The organism is Allolucifera butyrica (assembly GCF_900476375.1).
Taxonomy (GTDB): Bacteria; Bacillota; Negativicutes; order Sporomusales; family UPPP01; genus Lucifera; species Lucifera butyrica.
Map to the genome: position 1 here is coordinate 17,560 of NZ_UPPP01000057.1, position 14,688 is coordinate 32,247.

15 protein-coding genes are annotated in these 14,688 nt (G+C 48.2%); all 15 read right to left on the reverse strand.

Features of this window, described 5'->3' with window-relative positions; genetic code table 11:
• Positions 1 to 285: 285 nt before the first annotated feature.
• Positions 286 to 3,915 (reverse strand): hypothetical protein, encoded by a 3,630-nt coding sequence (locus LUCIF_RS03835; protein WP_122626557.1) that lies wholly within the window; start codon positions 3,913 to 3,915, stop codon positions 286 to 288.
• A 2-nt stretch (positions 3,916 to 3,917) separates the two neighbouring features.
• Complete coding sequence (locus LUCIF_RS25935; RefSeq protein ID WP_165865875.1) at positions 3,918 to 4,061, reverse strand: hypothetical protein; 144 nt, start codon at positions 4,059 to 4,061, stop codon at positions 3,918 to 3,920.
• A gap of 29 nt (positions 4,062 to 4,090) precedes the next feature.
• The gene (locus LUCIF_RS03840; RefSeq protein WP_122626558.1) at positions 4,091 to 4,570 is read right to left on the reverse strand and encodes an FAD-dependent oxidoreductase; all 480 of its coding nucleotides are present in this window, start codon (positions 4,568 to 4,570) and stop codon (positions 4,091 to 4,093) included.
• A gap of 57 nt (positions 4,571 to 4,627) precedes the next feature.
• On the reverse strand, positions 4,628 to 5,713 hold the full coding sequence (locus LUCIF_RS03845; RefSeq protein ID WP_122626559.1) for a phage tail tube protein: 1,086 nt from the start codon (positions 5,711 to 5,713) through the stop codon (positions 4,628 to 4,630).
• A 4-nt stretch (positions 5,714 to 5,717) separates the two neighbouring features.
• Complete coding sequence (locus tag LUCIF_RS03850) at positions 5,718 to 6,137, reverse strand: hypothetical protein (RefSeq protein WP_122626560.1); 420 nt, start codon at positions 6,135 to 6,137, stop codon at positions 5,718 to 5,720.
• 1 nt (position 6,138) lies between these two features.
• On the reverse strand, positions 6,139 to 6,516 hold the full coding sequence (locus tag LUCIF_RS03855; RefSeq protein ID WP_122626561.1) for a hypothetical protein: 378 nt from the start codon (positions 6,514 to 6,516) through the stop codon (positions 6,139 to 6,141).
• Positions 6,517 to 6,518: 2 nt separating this feature from the next.
• Positions 6,519 to 7,112: a hypothetical protein gene (locus LUCIF_RS03860; RefSeq protein ID WP_122626562.1), complete on the reverse strand. Its 594-nt coding sequence runs from the start codon at positions 7,110 to 7,112 to the stop codon at positions 6,519 to 6,521.
• A 1-nt stretch (position 7,113) separates the two neighbouring features.
• A complete protein-coding gene (locus tag LUCIF_RS03865; RefSeq protein WP_122626563.1) occupies positions 7,114 to 8,163 on the reverse strand; it encodes a major capsid protein in 1,050 nt (349 codons plus the stop codon).
• Positions 8,164 to 8,194: 31 nt separating this feature from the next.
• On the reverse strand, positions 8,195 to 8,566 hold the full coding sequence (locus LUCIF_RS03870) for a hypothetical protein (RefSeq protein WP_122626564.1): 372 nt from the start codon (positions 8,564 to 8,566) through the stop codon (positions 8,195 to 8,197).
• A gap of 6 nt (positions 8,567 to 8,572) precedes the next feature.
• Positions 8,573 to 9,340, reverse strand: a complete 768-nt coding sequence (locus LUCIF_RS03875) for a hypothetical protein (protein ID WP_122626565.1) — start codon at positions 9,338 to 9,340, stop codon at positions 8,573 to 8,575.
• Between the two features lie 100 nt (positions 9,341 to 9,440).
• Complete coding sequence (locus tag LUCIF_RS03880) at positions 9,441 to 10,664, reverse strand: hypothetical protein (RefSeq protein ID WP_122626566.1); 1,224 nt, start codon at positions 10,662 to 10,664, stop codon at positions 9,441 to 9,443.
• A 3-nt stretch (positions 10,665 to 10,667) separates the two neighbouring features.
• Complete coding sequence (locus LUCIF_RS03885) at positions 10,668 to 12,074, reverse strand: phage portal protein (RefSeq protein WP_122626567.1); 1,407 nt, start codon at positions 12,072 to 12,074, stop codon at positions 10,668 to 10,670.
• A gap of 14 nt (positions 12,075 to 12,088) precedes the next feature.
• Positions 12,089 to 13,504 (reverse strand): terminase B, encoded by a 1,416-nt coding sequence (locus LUCIF_RS03890; RefSeq protein WP_207856937.1) that lies wholly within the window; start codon positions 13,502 to 13,504, stop codon positions 12,089 to 12,091.
• Positions 13,489 to 14,319, reverse strand: a complete 831-nt coding sequence (gene terS / locus LUCIF_RS03895; protein WP_122626569.1) for a phage terminase small subunit — start codon at positions 14,317 to 14,319, stop codon at positions 13,489 to 13,491. Before terS ends, LUCIF_RS03890 begins: the two co-directional genes overlap by 16 nt.
• Before the next feature lie 38 nt (positions 14,320 to 14,357).
• The gene (locus tag LUCIF_RS03900) at positions 14,358 to 14,591 is read right to left on the reverse strand and encodes a hypothetical protein (protein WP_122626570.1); all 234 of its coding nucleotides are present in this window, start codon (positions 14,589 to 14,591) and stop codon (positions 14,358 to 14,360) included.
• Between the last annotated feature and the right edge of the window lie 97 nt (positions 14,592 to 14,688).

Genomic DNA, 14,688 nt, shown 5'->3' on the forward strand with positions numbered 1-14,688 from the left:
GTTTTTTCCAATTCCCGTGCTATAATGTTAAAGGGACGAGCGGCTACTCGTCCCAAAACCGAATACAGGAGGTGATTTCCATGCGCTTTAAGACGAAATGGTTTAAGATCAGCGTCTCAAGCGGTTTTCTCTGGATGATTTATTTGATCATCCAAGAACTACGGAGGTAACTCCCGTATTCCTAAGTCAAACGCTCCTGCCCCCGCAGGGGCGTTTGATGTTTTATCCTATGTTCATTATACCCTGTTTATACAATTTGTAAAAGTATTTTTTTACCATACAACCTTACCCCCGAATCTTCAATATCTGCCGTACCGTACCAACATTGTTTTTCATCCAATTAACCATGACTTTTTCCCCGGCCTGGCTGTTCAGGTAGCGCCCTACTTCATTGGGATCATTCACGTTAATGATCTTCAAGGGAATACTGGTGCTGTTATTATTGACTAAAGATGCCGCTAATTCTTGAGGACTTTGTACTGTCTTAGTACTCCCGGTCAAAGAACCGCCGGCAGCAAATGCAGGCAGCATCCTCTTGGGCACAAGCCCCCGATTTAAACGATCAAGATATGCTACACCATATTTTCGAACGGCCGCCCCGCGCATTACGAATTCGCCATTCGCAATCCGAATGAACTTGCGTGCATTGCCAACCCACGCGAGAATGCTATCGCTAGTACTGGTACCGGGCCCGGAGATTTTGCCACTATTAATCCGACCGCCATCGGCATAATGATCTTTGGAATTTACGGTTGTCTTAGTGCCGGACCCTAACCCAGACGCAAGTCCTCCAAATAAATTGGCAAAGCCATTGTAAAGGCGGCTCGCCAACTCTTTCGCATAGAGCCGTTGCAGTTCGCTCAACATGGATGAAATGAGATTCCGGAACGCATCGCCCAGATTTTTGCACTCATTAATCCCAGTTGTAAAAAACTCCTCTAAACTGTTTCGCGCCATATCATTTAGTTTTTCTTTGAGCGGATCCAGCTGATTCGTAACTCCCTCGATGTCCTGTTTTAGCTTTACAAACCCATTATATTGATCTGGCGATAAATAGGGCTTCAATTTATCCATAGCAGGGATCAGTTCATTTAATATAGTCTGGGCAGTTTGTTTCTGAATCTCTAACTTTTTCTGATCATACGAAAGGTCTGTCATACCGGTTTGTGCTTTTTCTAAATCCAGGGCAGCTAACCGGGTTTGTTCTTCATTTTGGATACGCGTAACCAGGTCATTTAATTTCGTAAAATGGTCTTGCATCTCTTCCGGAATCATATTGTGGATCTGCTCCGTAAATTTGGGATCATTCAGTACTTTTACTAGTGCGTCAAATTTGTCCTTGATGCCTTTTGTATAACCATCAAACTCCACAAGTAAATTCTGTAGTTTAGTTCTATATACGCCGGGAGCAATATTGCCGCCGGAAAGTTGCATCCCTAGTTCAGCGATATCATCTTCCAGTTTTGTTTTATAGTTTTCGTATTCCATCGACAGTTGCTCAAAATCGGCCTGTGCCTGTTTTATGTCGTAAAGCTTCGTAACCGTTTCTACCGCATCAGTTTGATCATTCGCCTTTAGCTGAGTAATCAGCTGCTGTTTGTCCTTTTCATTTCGTATTCTGGCAGCTTCAGCCGTTTTTCCTTGCGCTTCCAGAAGTTGGGCTTGCATATCAGTGATTTTCTCCAAAAGATCTTTTTGGGCCTGCGCTTCTTCAAACCCAAGCTGCTGTAGAGTTTGCGCCAGTTCATTTCGCTTTTGGGCAATTTCCGTTTCCTTTTCTACTATTTGAGCTTTTAAATTAACCGAAGCTTCCGCACCATCCAGGTTATTATTGGTTGCCAGCTTCTGCAGATTATCTCGTTGGGTTTCCAGTAGCTTAATTTCCACTTCCACCTGGGCCACTTTATTCAAATCGGTTTGTTTGTAATAGTCGGCTTCGCTGATGGCGGGTAATTCATCACTGACAAGATTATCCTTCGTCGCTTGCCTGCGTTGATCCAGCTTTAATTGGTCGCTTTTCACCCCATCAAGATAGGCTTGCAGTTCCTGCTTTTCCGTCGCTTCCGCCAAAGCAATTTTTGCTTTCGCGATGGACTCCGCCTCATCTTTCGGATTCTTGAGAGACAGATCACCCTGCCCCCCTGTTTGCAATCCGGCACCGTTCATATCCAAATCAAGATGGGGACCCCAATTCTCACGAGCTTCCGGCGTGTCCGAAGCCGGTCCATCCACTTCATCCAGGATGGCAATCCCAAACTCCTTACCAAGACTAATTAATTGCTGTCTAAATAAGGGATCTTTCATTCCTTGAACATCGATGTCCGCCTTTTGTCCATTTATATGTCCTCCCCAATCTCGGTAACCGCTGGTTACCGTCACCTCTCGGTCAGGAAACATATAGTTAATCGCGGCAATGAACTTCTCTAACTTAAGAATGACTTCTTGGCTCATGCCTCCCATATTTACATCGGAATTGACATTATAGATAGGCTGACTAAGCTTTCCTTCCAATTGTTCAGGAATAGGACGCATACTATCTTCTTTTTCCTTGAAATAGTTGTGCTTGGCCTTACCCGCTTTCGTTAGATTTTCATACAACTTAAAAGCTTGATCAGCAGCATACCCAATTGCTGCCGCTAATATACCCCACCCGGTCGTAACCAATAGCGATTTAATCACCGTGCCCGTAGTGATTAGAGTCGCCTTGAACGCTCCGCTCGTTGCCACCAACATCCGGAAAATAGAAAGTTCATATTGTATTTGTTGAATAATATCTACTAAAATTGGCCGTAATTTACTAATAGCCATCCACGCCAAAAGAGTGAAAGTAACTTGCGCCGCATTATCAAGAATGAGTTTAATTACGGCTAATACCGCCGACGCAGGCCCGGAAGCTAGACTTCCTAATGTAACGGCGAAATTCGCCCCATCGTGTAAAAGCCCCACGATGTAGGTGCTAACTTGCTTAAAATCGCTAATCAGTTCCGGATTCAGTTTCACCGTTTTTAGCGTTTCTCCCGTTTCCGTCACATGCGTCTCTGTGACCAGCAACTGAGCCGTAATCGCATCCAAGCCTTCCTTTAGCAGTTCCGTAAAGGGTTCTGAGCCTTGGCTGCTGACCTGCTGAAACACGGTCTTCAGTCGATCCATCTTGCCTTTCAGAGTGTCCGGATATACTTTCACGATTTCAGCAAAACCACTTAACTTGTCCTGTAAATACTTGAATAGTCCGCCGGCACTTTGTTTCGCCTTCTCAATATCGGCATTAGTGATCCCCAGGGACCGCGCCACCTGGGAATTCTGGTCAATGTTTCCGCTAACCATGCTACGCAGTTCCTGGACAATCTGCATGCCTTCATTGCCAACGCCGGCCATCATTGTTTTTACTGCTTTGGTCCCTGTAATCGTAAAATCCACGATTTCTTGCATGGTCATCTTTTGCGTTAATCCGGCGCCAACAATTGCCTGGAATGTTTCACTCAATTCACTTAAGGGCAAACCAATTCGACCGCTTGCCTCCGCTAATTCATCCAGTGACTTCCCGCTAATAGCTAATGCCTGAGGAAGCTGTAATGCCTGTCCATTCAACAGGGTCATGCTCATGAGTACGCCGGCAACACCGAGTTTACTGATTTCCATTTGCTTAGAAAAGTCAATGCCCGGTGCAATCAAAGCCTTGGCTGCCTCTTTTATCTTATTCAGTACCATTGTAATGCCGCCAGCAACAATGGTAATATTGGCTAATTTCTGTCCTAATGACACTGCACTGCCAGCTGCTTGACTTAGAGCACTGCTACCGCCCGTTCCGGCCTTTTCAATGCTGCTTCCCGTCTGCACTGCGGTCCCGGCGATTTGTTTCAGGGCAGCGATCGCCTGCGCGTTTTCCGCAGAAATCGTTAATTTAATTGTAGCCACGCTTACCCCTCCACAATTCTGGTCATGTATTTTTCCAGTCCTTTTTCATCGCCCCATACGGCCACTCGAACGTCCTGCATATAGTCGATCCTGGATAATACCGCATCGGTATAGAAAAAGAGCATCTGATCCAGCGTATAGTTCATGATCTCGCTAAACAAATGCCCTTCCCGTTTTAAGGTTTTGACGATGTGTCCCCAGGTAACTGCGTCTTGCTCCGGATCTGCGCCAGAATCGGCCGCAGCGTTTTCGTAAAAAAAACAAGATGCCGTTCGATAATGGTAAAGAGAATTACGCAGGCTTCTTCAATGTTCGGCCCTTTTTCTTCATCTAAAAAGAATTCTTTCGGCCGACTGCAATAAATGCCCATGATTTCAATGACTTCGTCAAAATGAGAAGTGACAAATTCATTAACCTTATTTACAACTAAATCATCAATTTCTAACGTAGCTGTACCTGCTATCGATTCAACTTCACCGACAGTAACCCCGTTCCGGGCTTCTAACAGCGAGAAAATCCCAACACCAATCGAATTAATCAAAGCAATGACCCGCGGCAACTTGGCAAAGGGAAACGGGCGAATCACGACGATTTCCCCGCTGGCCAAAGTAACCGGGTTATCCGGAATGAGAATCTCCAAATCCTTGTCGCTCATAATCGATCTCCTTCAAAAATAAGTTAAGGGCGACGCAATCATGCTCGCCCTCCTGTGTTAATTCAGCTTAATTAAACGGTGTAGCGGTTCATTCGGGTGATTTTCGCGGTCATCCAGAACAGTAACGGTAATATCAAACCCGGCAAAATCTTCCCCGATTAGTGCCACGTCACCGTTTGGTGTAACCGATACATGCCAGAACTCCCCATTATAAGCGGGTCCTTTGGTTGGGTCACCCAAAAACAGCATAAATCCTTCCACAGAACCAACCGTGGCCGCCGCTACTTTAGGAAATGCGCCGGCCGCTTTTGTGTAGCTAACCAACACATCTGTAGCATCCGGAATACGGGAAGTCTCGGGAATAGAAATCAGCCCGCCGCGGCAAAGTACGCTGTTTGTTTTAAAATCAGTCCCAGCTGTATATTCGGTCATCGCCGGCGTAACTGAAATTTTCCACGTATCTCCTACGACAAAGCTCTGGGAACCGCTTAGCGACAACTTCACACTGATTCCTTTTTCAAGCGATTGAGCATTTCCGGATGCAGTAACATCTGAACTTAGCACTCCGGATAATCCTTTCTTCCATTGATATTTGCAACCGGTAATCGTCCCGGCATTCGTGGGAGCGGCAGTAATCACGATGTAATAACCTTCCGCGGTGGCGCCGGTATAGGTGCCGCTCGACGTCACCGTACCATCACTGGTTACATTCCCGACCGGCGCCACAGCCGCAATAACAGCCGGCGTTGGATTGATAGGCTTTACGACAATATCAGAGATATTATAGGCATCGACTTGAATCATACGCCCCTTATAGGCTTTTTGCTTTTGGTCAGCTACGCTACCGGCTTCCTGGATAATAACACCTTCCTCACCCAATAGAGCCAGCGCCAGATTCGCCGGGTCAAATTCCTCCAGCGTCAAGTCCGCGCTCGATTTAATTTCCCGAATCGCCTCGGCATAGGTTGTCCGCGCCGCATTCATGGATGATTTTTTCTCAACCTTATCCACTTCCGTCTTTAGATTGAATTTCGGCACATTGCCGAAATGACGAAGACCGGTACGATTGCCGCCGGCATCGAACCGGTCGAAGAAAACCTGGCCTGCGCCAAGTAAAAGATTTTTTGCACTCGGAGTTCCCATCTTCTCACTTCCTCCATTCCATTGTAATGATCATGCGGCAGCCAAAGGACGGCCGGGTAATGGTTCCCTGGGAGGCAATTCCCGGACAATCGATTTTAACCGCCAGACCTACCTCCTCTAAAAGCAAGTCGGACCACTCTTCCAAACTGTTTAAAATCGCAAGCTGCGCCTCATACTGCTGTTGATACACTTCATCCGGCGTTACCTGGTCGGAACGTACCCAAATATCCAGCCAAAGGGTAAGATTGCCTTGGTTGGCTTTATGGATCGAGACTCCTGCTTCCTCATCCCATTGCACCTCAATACACGGATATGACTTGGCACTTCCCTTACTTCCAGGGTAAATGCTCCAAGGAGCCGCGAATTCCGGCTTTGCCGCCAGAAAGGCGCTTACATGCTTGGCGATTGGCCACCAGTACAGCATGTCAGCACCGCCCCAAAGGGATAGAGACCGGAAACTTCCGGCCGGCGCTGCCGCCGCCAAGCAAGGTTTGCATCGTAACCTGGGCTTCCAATTCATCCACCCGCGCTTTATAGACCCTGCGCTTAATTTCATAGGCATCGGCCCCATTTTCACCGCCGCTGCCGTTCTGGAGCGATGCATTTTGCGCGCTCACCATGAGGGCGTAGCACAGGGCGAGGGTCTTTACCTGATACGGCGCAGGCTTGGGAATCCTGGCCGGATTCACGCCAAGACGAATGGCAATATCATCAATATAGCCAGTACTTTCCTTGATGTCTTCCTCCTTAATAAGGCTTTTTAAAAGTTCATCACGAACTTCTACTGGATCAAAATAAGCCATAGTTAAGCACCTCCTGTCATCTGATTCAGTTGGTTGGCTAAATCATTCATGGCACTGTCAAAAATAGCCTGGATTTCCATCTGCGCATCGTCTCCGGCAGCATAAAGAAACTGGTCTTTCTTGATACCGGGATTGGTCACGCCAAATGCATATGTAAAACCGCCTTCATGAAAGCGGCCATAGGGATCGGGTCTCCACAAAGCCGTATTCGGCGACGTCGCAAAACGCAACATCTTTTTATTTTTAGGAAAGATATCAAACGCTTTGTGATACGGTCCATAAAGGCCGGATCCTTCATGCAGATAGCGAATGTACGGGGCCTTGTCCTCATCCAGGTAAACAACTCCTTCGCCTGCCTTTTTATCAAAGGTGTACCGAATCGCCTTGTCGGCATTTCCCTTAATCGTTCGGAACTTATGCTTCACTCTCGCGATGCGCACCACGGCCCGGCACGCTTTTCCCATCGCTGCTTGCATAACCTTTTGTGATATCGCGGGAGATTTTTCCGCCATAATCAAAAGCGCTTTATAGTCAAGGCTGAATTGGACTTGGCCTCCTTCTCTCCGGTCTGACAGTTGAATTACCCCGTCCGCCATATTACGCCACGCTCAGGATCCGCACACTGTCAATGGCCTCAAAAGAAGGCAGGCAAATGGCGGAAACAATGGTTAAGACGTTGACCGGGTGCGGCTCGGCGTAAGTCGTCACCGCGGTGCCCGTGTTCACGATGGAAACCTTGGCCTGGGACGCATTCGTCAGAAGATCCGCTTCTTCCGGCGTAGTACCAAAATAGGTATTGCCCAAATCGCCGTCCGGAATCAGGGTAAAGACATTGTCCGGGAAAAATTGCTGCGAGGCGCCATTGACTTCCAGTAAAAATTTCTTGTTATACACCACAACTTTCAGCTTCAACTTGTTTAAGAAATATTGTTCAAGCACCGCGTCGGTCATAATGATGTTCTGGCCGTTTTGAACGTTCATGTCCTTCTTGATTTTTTCATTTTGCAAGAGATACCCCCAGGTTTTCCGGGTGCAAATCGCACTGGTAGGCCGGTTGCCGGTTTCGTCCTCGGCTGTGTCCATCTCCGTCAGGATATCTTCTACGGGATTGGAATTCACCGTATCGGACCACTTGCTCGTACCACTCAAGGACCGCTTTTGAGAGGACTTCATCTTATAGTCATAATCATAAGCCACGCCGCTGGCGGCAATCTTGATTTTCCCGCCGGCCAAAAGCTGCATGCGCATCCGCTCGGCATCCACATCAACTCCTTTAATGAGGTTGCCGGCATCATCAAAGATTTTCTGGATGATTGGGTTCATAATATCCTTGTTGGCTGCTTCCATGGCCATCAGGATTTGCTGCCGGTCTTTTTCCCCAATCCGCATACTTTCCCGGAAGAACGGCATTTCGGTTTCAATGCGGGATACGCCAATCCGGTCCCGTACCGGGGCCTTGACGTCAAATTCCGCCGGTGCCAGAGCGACCGGCAATCCCTGGCTGCCTTTAATCCAGGACAGCGTTAATCCTAGTTTCTTTTTGGCCGGAAACAGCACTTCCCCCAGGTAGGGGATTCGGTTGGAAGCCGTCTCGGTGTAGTAAACGCCAATTTCCCGGGCGTTAATTAAATCAAAAATAGTTCTCATTGATTTTCATCCTCTCATTATTCAATGTTCATTACTTTAGGAAAACAATGCGGCCTGCCAAAGCCGTAACGGCTGCGGCGTCCGGCGTCTCCGGCAGCTTGTCTGTTTTTAAAAACCCGTGAATCAGCATCGCGCCGCCGTGGGAACCGTAGGTAACATCTACGTCATTAAGCAGAACCCCTTCCGCGTCAGCCGTATTGGCATGAGCGACCTTGATGTTATCCGGGTCCGCCAACGCCTTGCCGCCCACCCCGGCGATAATGGTACCGGCCGGTACAATCTTTTTACCGTCCTCATCTGCCGTAATCCCCGTATCATCGACAATCACCGGAACGGCTGCATAATGGTCCGGGAATCGAAGTATATTTTTGGTCCCTAAATAATCCGTTTGCACAAATTTCATGGCTCTTTACTCTCCTTTGCCAAAATAAAATTCTCTGCCTTTTTGCAGTGATTGGGTTTGCTGCGTGCTGACCTGTTTGGCCAGCTCTTTGCCGAAACTGCCGGCCTGTCCTCCTGTAGAACTGCCGCCACCGCTGCCGCCGCCGGGGTTTTGGTAATTCTGCATAAATTCCGGATTGGCGTCCAAATAACTTTTCACGCCATCCTGCACCTTGATTTCCTCCCCATCTTCCTTAACAAAAACGACCGAATCATCATCGGTGACTTTGAGTCGATCGGAAAGGATTTTTAGGAGTTGATCCGGTTTGATGGCCTTATTTTCCGTAAGCGCCGCCAAGAGAACGCGATTCTTTTCGCTGGTTTGCCGTTTCGCTGTTTCCTCCTCAGCCTTTTTCTCGGCTGCCGTTTGCGCCTCGATTGATTTTTTGAGTTCCCGCTGCAGCTTGGCAAGATCTTTCTGGAGCTGGGCGATCTCAGGAGCCGGTTTCCCATCTCCTTTGCCACTGGTAATGCCTTTGATGTATTCCTCCAGAGCTGCATCCAGGTCCTCGGCCGTATCATCAATCCCGGTATGGTCGTAAAACTTAGTCAGATGCCCCGTGACAGTTTTCAGCTTGTCCTCGGTTTCTTTGAGGGTCTGGGTTAGGGTTTTATATTGATTGCTTTTCTTGGCGACTTCACCGTCCTTAACTGCGAGAATAGTCTTGATCGCCTCTACGAATTTTTGCCCCTCCGGCAGCAGGCCCAGGGCTTTGAGTAGTTCCTCTAAATTCAAGTTGTTTAGCCTCCTTCTAATTTGGGATAAAAGAAAAACGCCTGGTCGGCGTTTACTATTTTTGCATTCGAATCACCTCCACTTCAGCAGTTTCCTGATATCAATCAAAGCCTGCCATGTCTTTCGGCTTTAGCCGGCTGGACGGATTGTTAAATCCATCCCAACCGCGCAGCAGGGTTTGCCAGTTGGCCCCCTTCTCATATTCCCTGACGCCTTGCACGCCAAACAACGTTTCCTTTTGCGCATTTCTGAGGCCGTCAATATACTCGCGGACCCCGTCCGGATTAAACGATACAGATGGATCCACCTCATCATAGTAAACCAGTTCTAAGCTGCACATACAGTGCGGGTGCCGCGGAATCAACGGAACTTTGTTTTTTGGATAAATCCCCGGGCCATAACCGACATCGGCATTCGCACATACGTCACATTGATCAAACAGCACATACTTATGCCGGTTACTGAGGACCCAGTGATAACCCCAAACCAGCTCATCGTTTTGTGTTTCCAAAACAAACCCGTCAAACCAGGCCCGGGCGTTCTCCGTCCGGGCAATCCGGTCCGCGTGATACCTGGCTTTTTCCTGTACAGCTACCCATGCAGCCCGATCCAACGCTTCCGTATTGAGCTTTCCGGCGGCATTGACAATCTTCTCGGCTTCTTTCATCAAATTTTTATAGGTGAGCATCAAATCGCCATTCGGTGTCCCGGCTCGGTTTCTGACAGTCATTTTATCCATGTTAGCTTTCGCGCTGCCAAGAGCTTTCTCAAATTCTTTCCTCGACGCTGTGTCCCCGGATGCCACCGCTCGGGCCGCTGTATGCAGTTTTTTCAGATATTCAGGCAAGTCGGCCGGAGGAATTACATTCTTCCCTGATTTATACCCGTCATAGAGTTGCCTGGATAACGCTTCCAGTCCCTTTTGCCGGTTCAGCGACGTCTGAATGGTATTTACAATCGTTTCCCGCATGGCTTTCCCCGTACCATATAACCGAGTGGAAAGTTTCATTTGGTCACCGGACCAGGGAACCTCGGTTAGCGTCTGGGTGATTGCTTCTTTAATAGAAGCCTTTACACGAATCGATGTAGGGATGCCGTACCCGGCTAAAGCCATTCGATAGATCGAATTCACGATACTTTCTGCAATCATCGCAGGATATTCTAGCTGTTTCAGCGCCGTTTCCACGGCAGCAGCGACCGGTACGCCTTTGTCCAGTAGTTCGCGGATTGCCTTAACCAGCAAAGCGCCTTCGGCATCCATGGTTTTGCCGTATTCAGCCAAAACCGTTAACAACGTTTTGACATAATCGTCACGCTTGGCCATCCACTAGTTCTCCCCCGGATTTATTTTAAAGGCGGCTGCTTGTTGCACTGCTTCGGTTTGCTGCTCAATATCCTCCATTACCGCGTCAAACCGGTCTTCCGGCAGGTCCCCCAGAAAGGTTTCCGCCGCTTTGCGTTTAACTTCCTTCTGAAATTTGCCGCCGATATTAAGGTCCATCGCCTTTGTAACCTCGTCCAGAGCGGCGCCAATATCCACAATCCCGAAATCGTCCGGATAAACGCAGCGGTAATGAAGGGTTGAGTTCGTCCATTTTTCAAATAGATACGCAATCCGCAGTTCCGCATTCTGGCAGTTCTCGGCCAGATCCGCCAAACACTGGTTGGTTTGCTCGAAATCCCATTGTTTGGCAACCCCGGATACTTTCTGCTGTAACCCCACCACACTAGTAAGGTTGGCAATCCGATAGATTTCATCGACTAGACGACTCAGTTCATTCTGAATCAGCGCCGCCTGATCCGCTGACGGAGAAATAAAAGACGGAGCGGTGCCGGCGGTCCCGTCATATCCCAGAGCCGTTTCCGTACCAGTCACCATGTCCTTTAACCGGTCAAAATCAGCCGAATCAGTTATCGGATAGCAAAGCATGGCAAAGGCTTGATTCCGTAATGGTTCCCGCAGTTCACTGCACAAATTAAAAATCGCGAGATTAATTCTCGCGATGGCCAGCATATCACTGACGGGCGACATATCTCCGTCGTCGGCTTCGGTACCGAAAAGCGGAATGACGGGCACAACGCCTAAGTTGTGCTCTGTTTCCGTTGTTCCGCCCCCCGCTTCTTTTTTCCAAGATGTTTCGGTCCAGGTCCAGCGTTCCGCCAGCTTTTGCGTTACGGCAGTCCCACTGGCCTGCCGTGAATAAATCTCATAGGTGATGGAAGTAAGGATTCCGTCTTTATTACATTCATAGGCTTTGACCTGCCTCGCTTGCACTAAATACACGTAGGGAAACGCGCGCTGTGCAATAACCTCAGCTTGATTCACCGGCTGGTCTGGCGCATTATCGACCACCAGGAACGCTACGCCATGCAGCTTCGCTTTCTTCAGCGTCTTTTTCATAAACCGCTGGATAGTGGTTCCTTTTCGGTCTACGTCTTTCTGAAATAGGGAGAAGAGTTCGTTCTCCCGCTCCCGGCCGTCCCAATCTCGTACAGCCTGTTTGCGAAAAACCGGATCAACCAGCGAGTTGACTACCGTTTTCACATAGTTTGCATAATAGGATAGGGCCTTGCGCCGGCTGTATTTCGTCGGAGTCTCCTGAACATGGGGCACTAAGTAACTGCCGTCCAAAAAACCGCCGCCGCCGGTATAGGCGTGATCCAAAAACTCATAGTTGTCATTGATGGGTACAAACGGAATAATGTTTGGTGCGCTGTCTTTATTCTCGGCCACACTTTCACCTCCCCCTAGTAAATATCCATTCGTCCGGCAAAAATCTTGGACTGCGGTTCCCATAATGCCAAAACTAAAGCGTCGGCCCGGTCCGGAGACGTAAGTCCACGCTTTTTCATGTCTTCTTTTCGTTCCAGCTCAATTTCTCCGTCGGAGTTAACCCGATATTTGCGATTACTGATCTGGCTGATTTGACGATCGTCATACCAGAGAACAATATCATCATGCCTAAGTTTTTCCCGGAGGATTCCCCACATTAAGCCAGTACTGTTGGAAAAGCGAACCGGGTCATCCGATTTCAACAAACCGCCTTTGCCCCCAAAGTGCCCTTCATGGACGGTAACGTGCTTCCATCTACGCTCTTTAATTATTTCTTTTAATCGGTCATGCACTCCGACTCCAAGGCCGTCGCAGTCCACCTTGATTTTTGTCGGCCGGTTCTGATATTTTTCATTGTATCTCTCCACCATTTGGACCGTGCGGCCGGTCAATTCCATAGTATCATTATGGTTGTAGATTTCCGGCTTCTGCTGATATTTTTTATCAAAGACCGGACAGATGACCGATTCATCGTCGCCGTATCTAGATACGTCAATCCCGATGTCAATCATCCGTGGTAATACAACCAACAGCACCTTTTCACTATTGCGTTCCACCCAATCCAGGGGAACAAAACTGTCCGGCATGGCTTTGGGAAATTCCCCGGCTACCCGGACCCGAAATACATCGGAATCCTCCCCGTACATATTGATGATCATTTGTACAAACTGCTTCGATACCCGGGGTGAATTCCGGCCATCAATATGAAAGACACTGTACATTCCCCGGTTTTTATTATGACTATCGAAGAACCATCCGGCCAACTGTGTGGGGTTGCCGCAGGCCAGCAACCCTGCACCTTCGGTGGAGAGTGCGCCTAGAACCGGCTCAAAAATCTTATCCGCTACACCGGACGCTTCATCAATCACATAAAAAACATGGTCCGCATGAAAGCCTTGCAAGGCATCTGGCTTGGTTGCAGTTCGGGGAACAGCGAACCACTCTTCCCGGTGCGCCTTATGATAGAAGCGTTCATCGGTCCATTCAAAGAGGCCACCGTCGGCAGATTGCCGGTTCCACTTATTGAGTTCCGCCCAAAGGATATCGTGCAACTGGTGCTGTGTCGGCGCTGTACAAGGCACCTTGGGAAATGGACGGGAATACATGACCCACTTGATGATCCAGGATTCTACTGCTGATTTACCAATCCCGTGACCACTCCGAACAGAAGTAAGCTGTTTTTTGGCGCAGCTTTCAAGGATTGGCCCTTGATTCTCGTCAGGTGTTGCGCCAACTACTTCCTTTACATATTCAATCGGATGATCTGCATAAAAACGAATTGCGCGGGGCTCCAATAAAATAGGCTCAACAGTGATCATCGGTTCGCCCACGCTTCCTGTACCCGTTTGGCATGATCTTGAGCAGCAGCAGTCCCTTCACTGCCTTTATTGGCTGTTTCAATGCTATGCTTTAAGGCAATTAAGCGAGTTTTCTTCTCCTGTACCCGGGTTAATGCTTCTTCCAACTTTAAAATATCGTCTATGGCCCGGCATTCCGTTTCTGTAATTTCAGTCACTACCAACTTAGGTTCCGGAATCACGACCACTTTAGTTTGTCCGGTCTTTTCGTCATATACCTCAATCGGATTTTTCTCAACCCGCAATTCGTGCAGCACCTTACGCTGTTTTTCGGTCAGACCGTCCATTCGTTTCCGGATCCGCTCCATCATGCGGCGCTCCCGTAAGGAAATCAGCTTAAGGTCATCTTCAACCTGAGCTAATGTATCCGTATTGATGGTATTGCAAAGAGCTTGCTCCTCTTCGGTTAGGCAATCCCACCAGATGGTTTCAAATTCACCGGTCGTTACGGCATTTTTATTCCCGGGAGGAGCGCCTCCATGGTTACCGAGAGCATTCTTATTGCCTTTTGGCGCGCCGTGACCCACTGCATTTTTGTTACCTTTGGGAGCACCGCCTTTATTTTTAATGGTAACGTTACTATTCATTTGATTGGTAACGTTACTATTCGGAATGGTAACGGCGTTACCATTCAACCGTTCCTCCCACTGGTCAACGTTCTTCCATTTTCGAACTTGTACATCGGATATTCCAAGTTCCGCAGCAATGTCAATTAGCGGTTTTTTACCGCCGCTATCTTTCCATAGCTCAAACGCTTTATCCCTGTTCGGACTTCTTGCTTTTGGCATCTACACTCGTCACCACCTCCCGGGTATTCTTTTAAAAACTAAAGCTCATCGCGCTGGAGTTCCAAATCCAGTTCGACGAGCTTCTTTAAATCATCAATCGTTTTGATTTCTATAAGTCCCTTTTGAAAGTCACCCACCCATTTTGCAATACCAGCCTGGACAACTTTTCGGTATTTGGCCTTAGATTCTGCAATTCCCTCAATTAATGCGATTTCGTGCGTAATTAAAAGATCCTGCCGATTTTTACCAGAACATCCGTTCGTTTTACACATTGCATAGCACCCCGCTAATCCCTTAAAATGGATTGCGAGACAGTATCTCCTACGATCCGCGGCCGCGGTCCTTCTACTGTCTCCTGGCCGGGGGTGC

Excerpts from the sequence above, each read along its gene's own strand:
- LUCIF_RS25935 (WP_165865875.1), bottom strand. The coding sequence starts at position 4,061 with ATGAACTATACGCTGGATCAGATGCTCTTTTTCTATACCGATGCGGTA.
- LUCIF_RS03900 (WP_122626570.1), bottom strand. The coding sequence starts at position 14,591 with ATGTGTAAAACGAACGGATGTTCTGGTAAAAATCGGCAGGATCTTTTA.
- LUCIF_RS03850 (WP_122626560.1), bottom strand. The coding sequence starts at position 6,137 with ATGCTGTACTGGTGGCCAATCGCCAAGCATGTAAGCGCCTTTCTGGCG.
- LUCIF_RS03840 (WP_122626558.1), bottom strand. The coding sequence starts at position 4,570 with ATGAGCGACAAGGATTTGGAGATTCTCATTCCGGATAACCCGGTTACT.
- LUCIF_RS03865 (WP_122626563.1), bottom strand. The coding sequence starts at position 8,163 with ATGAGAACTATTTTTGATTTAATTAACGCCCGGGAAATTGGCGTTTAC.
- LUCIF_RS03845 (WP_122626559.1), bottom strand. The coding sequence starts at position 5,713 with ATGGGAACTCCGAGTGCAAAAAATCTTTTACTTGGCGCAGGCCAGGTT.
- LUCIF_RS03855 (WP_122626561.1), bottom strand. The coding sequence starts at position 6,516 with ATGGCTTATTTTGATCCAGTAGAAGTTCGTGATGAACTTTTAAAAAGC.
- terS (WP_122626569.1), bottom strand. The coding sequence starts at position 14,319 with ATGCCAAAAGCAAGAAGTCCGAACAGGGATAAAGCGTTTGAGCTATGG.
- LUCIF_RS03870 (WP_122626564.1), bottom strand. The coding sequence starts at position 8,566 with ATGAAATTTGTGCAAACGGATTATTTAGGGACCAAAAATATACTTCGA.
- LUCIF_RS03880 (WP_122626566.1), bottom strand. The coding sequence starts at position 10,664 with ATGGCCAAGCGTGACGATTATGTCAAAACGTTGTTAACGGTTTTGGCT.
- LUCIF_RS03860 (WP_122626562.1), bottom strand. The coding sequence starts at position 7,112 with ATGGCGGACGGGGTAATTCAACTGTCAGACCGGAGAGAAGGAGGCCAA.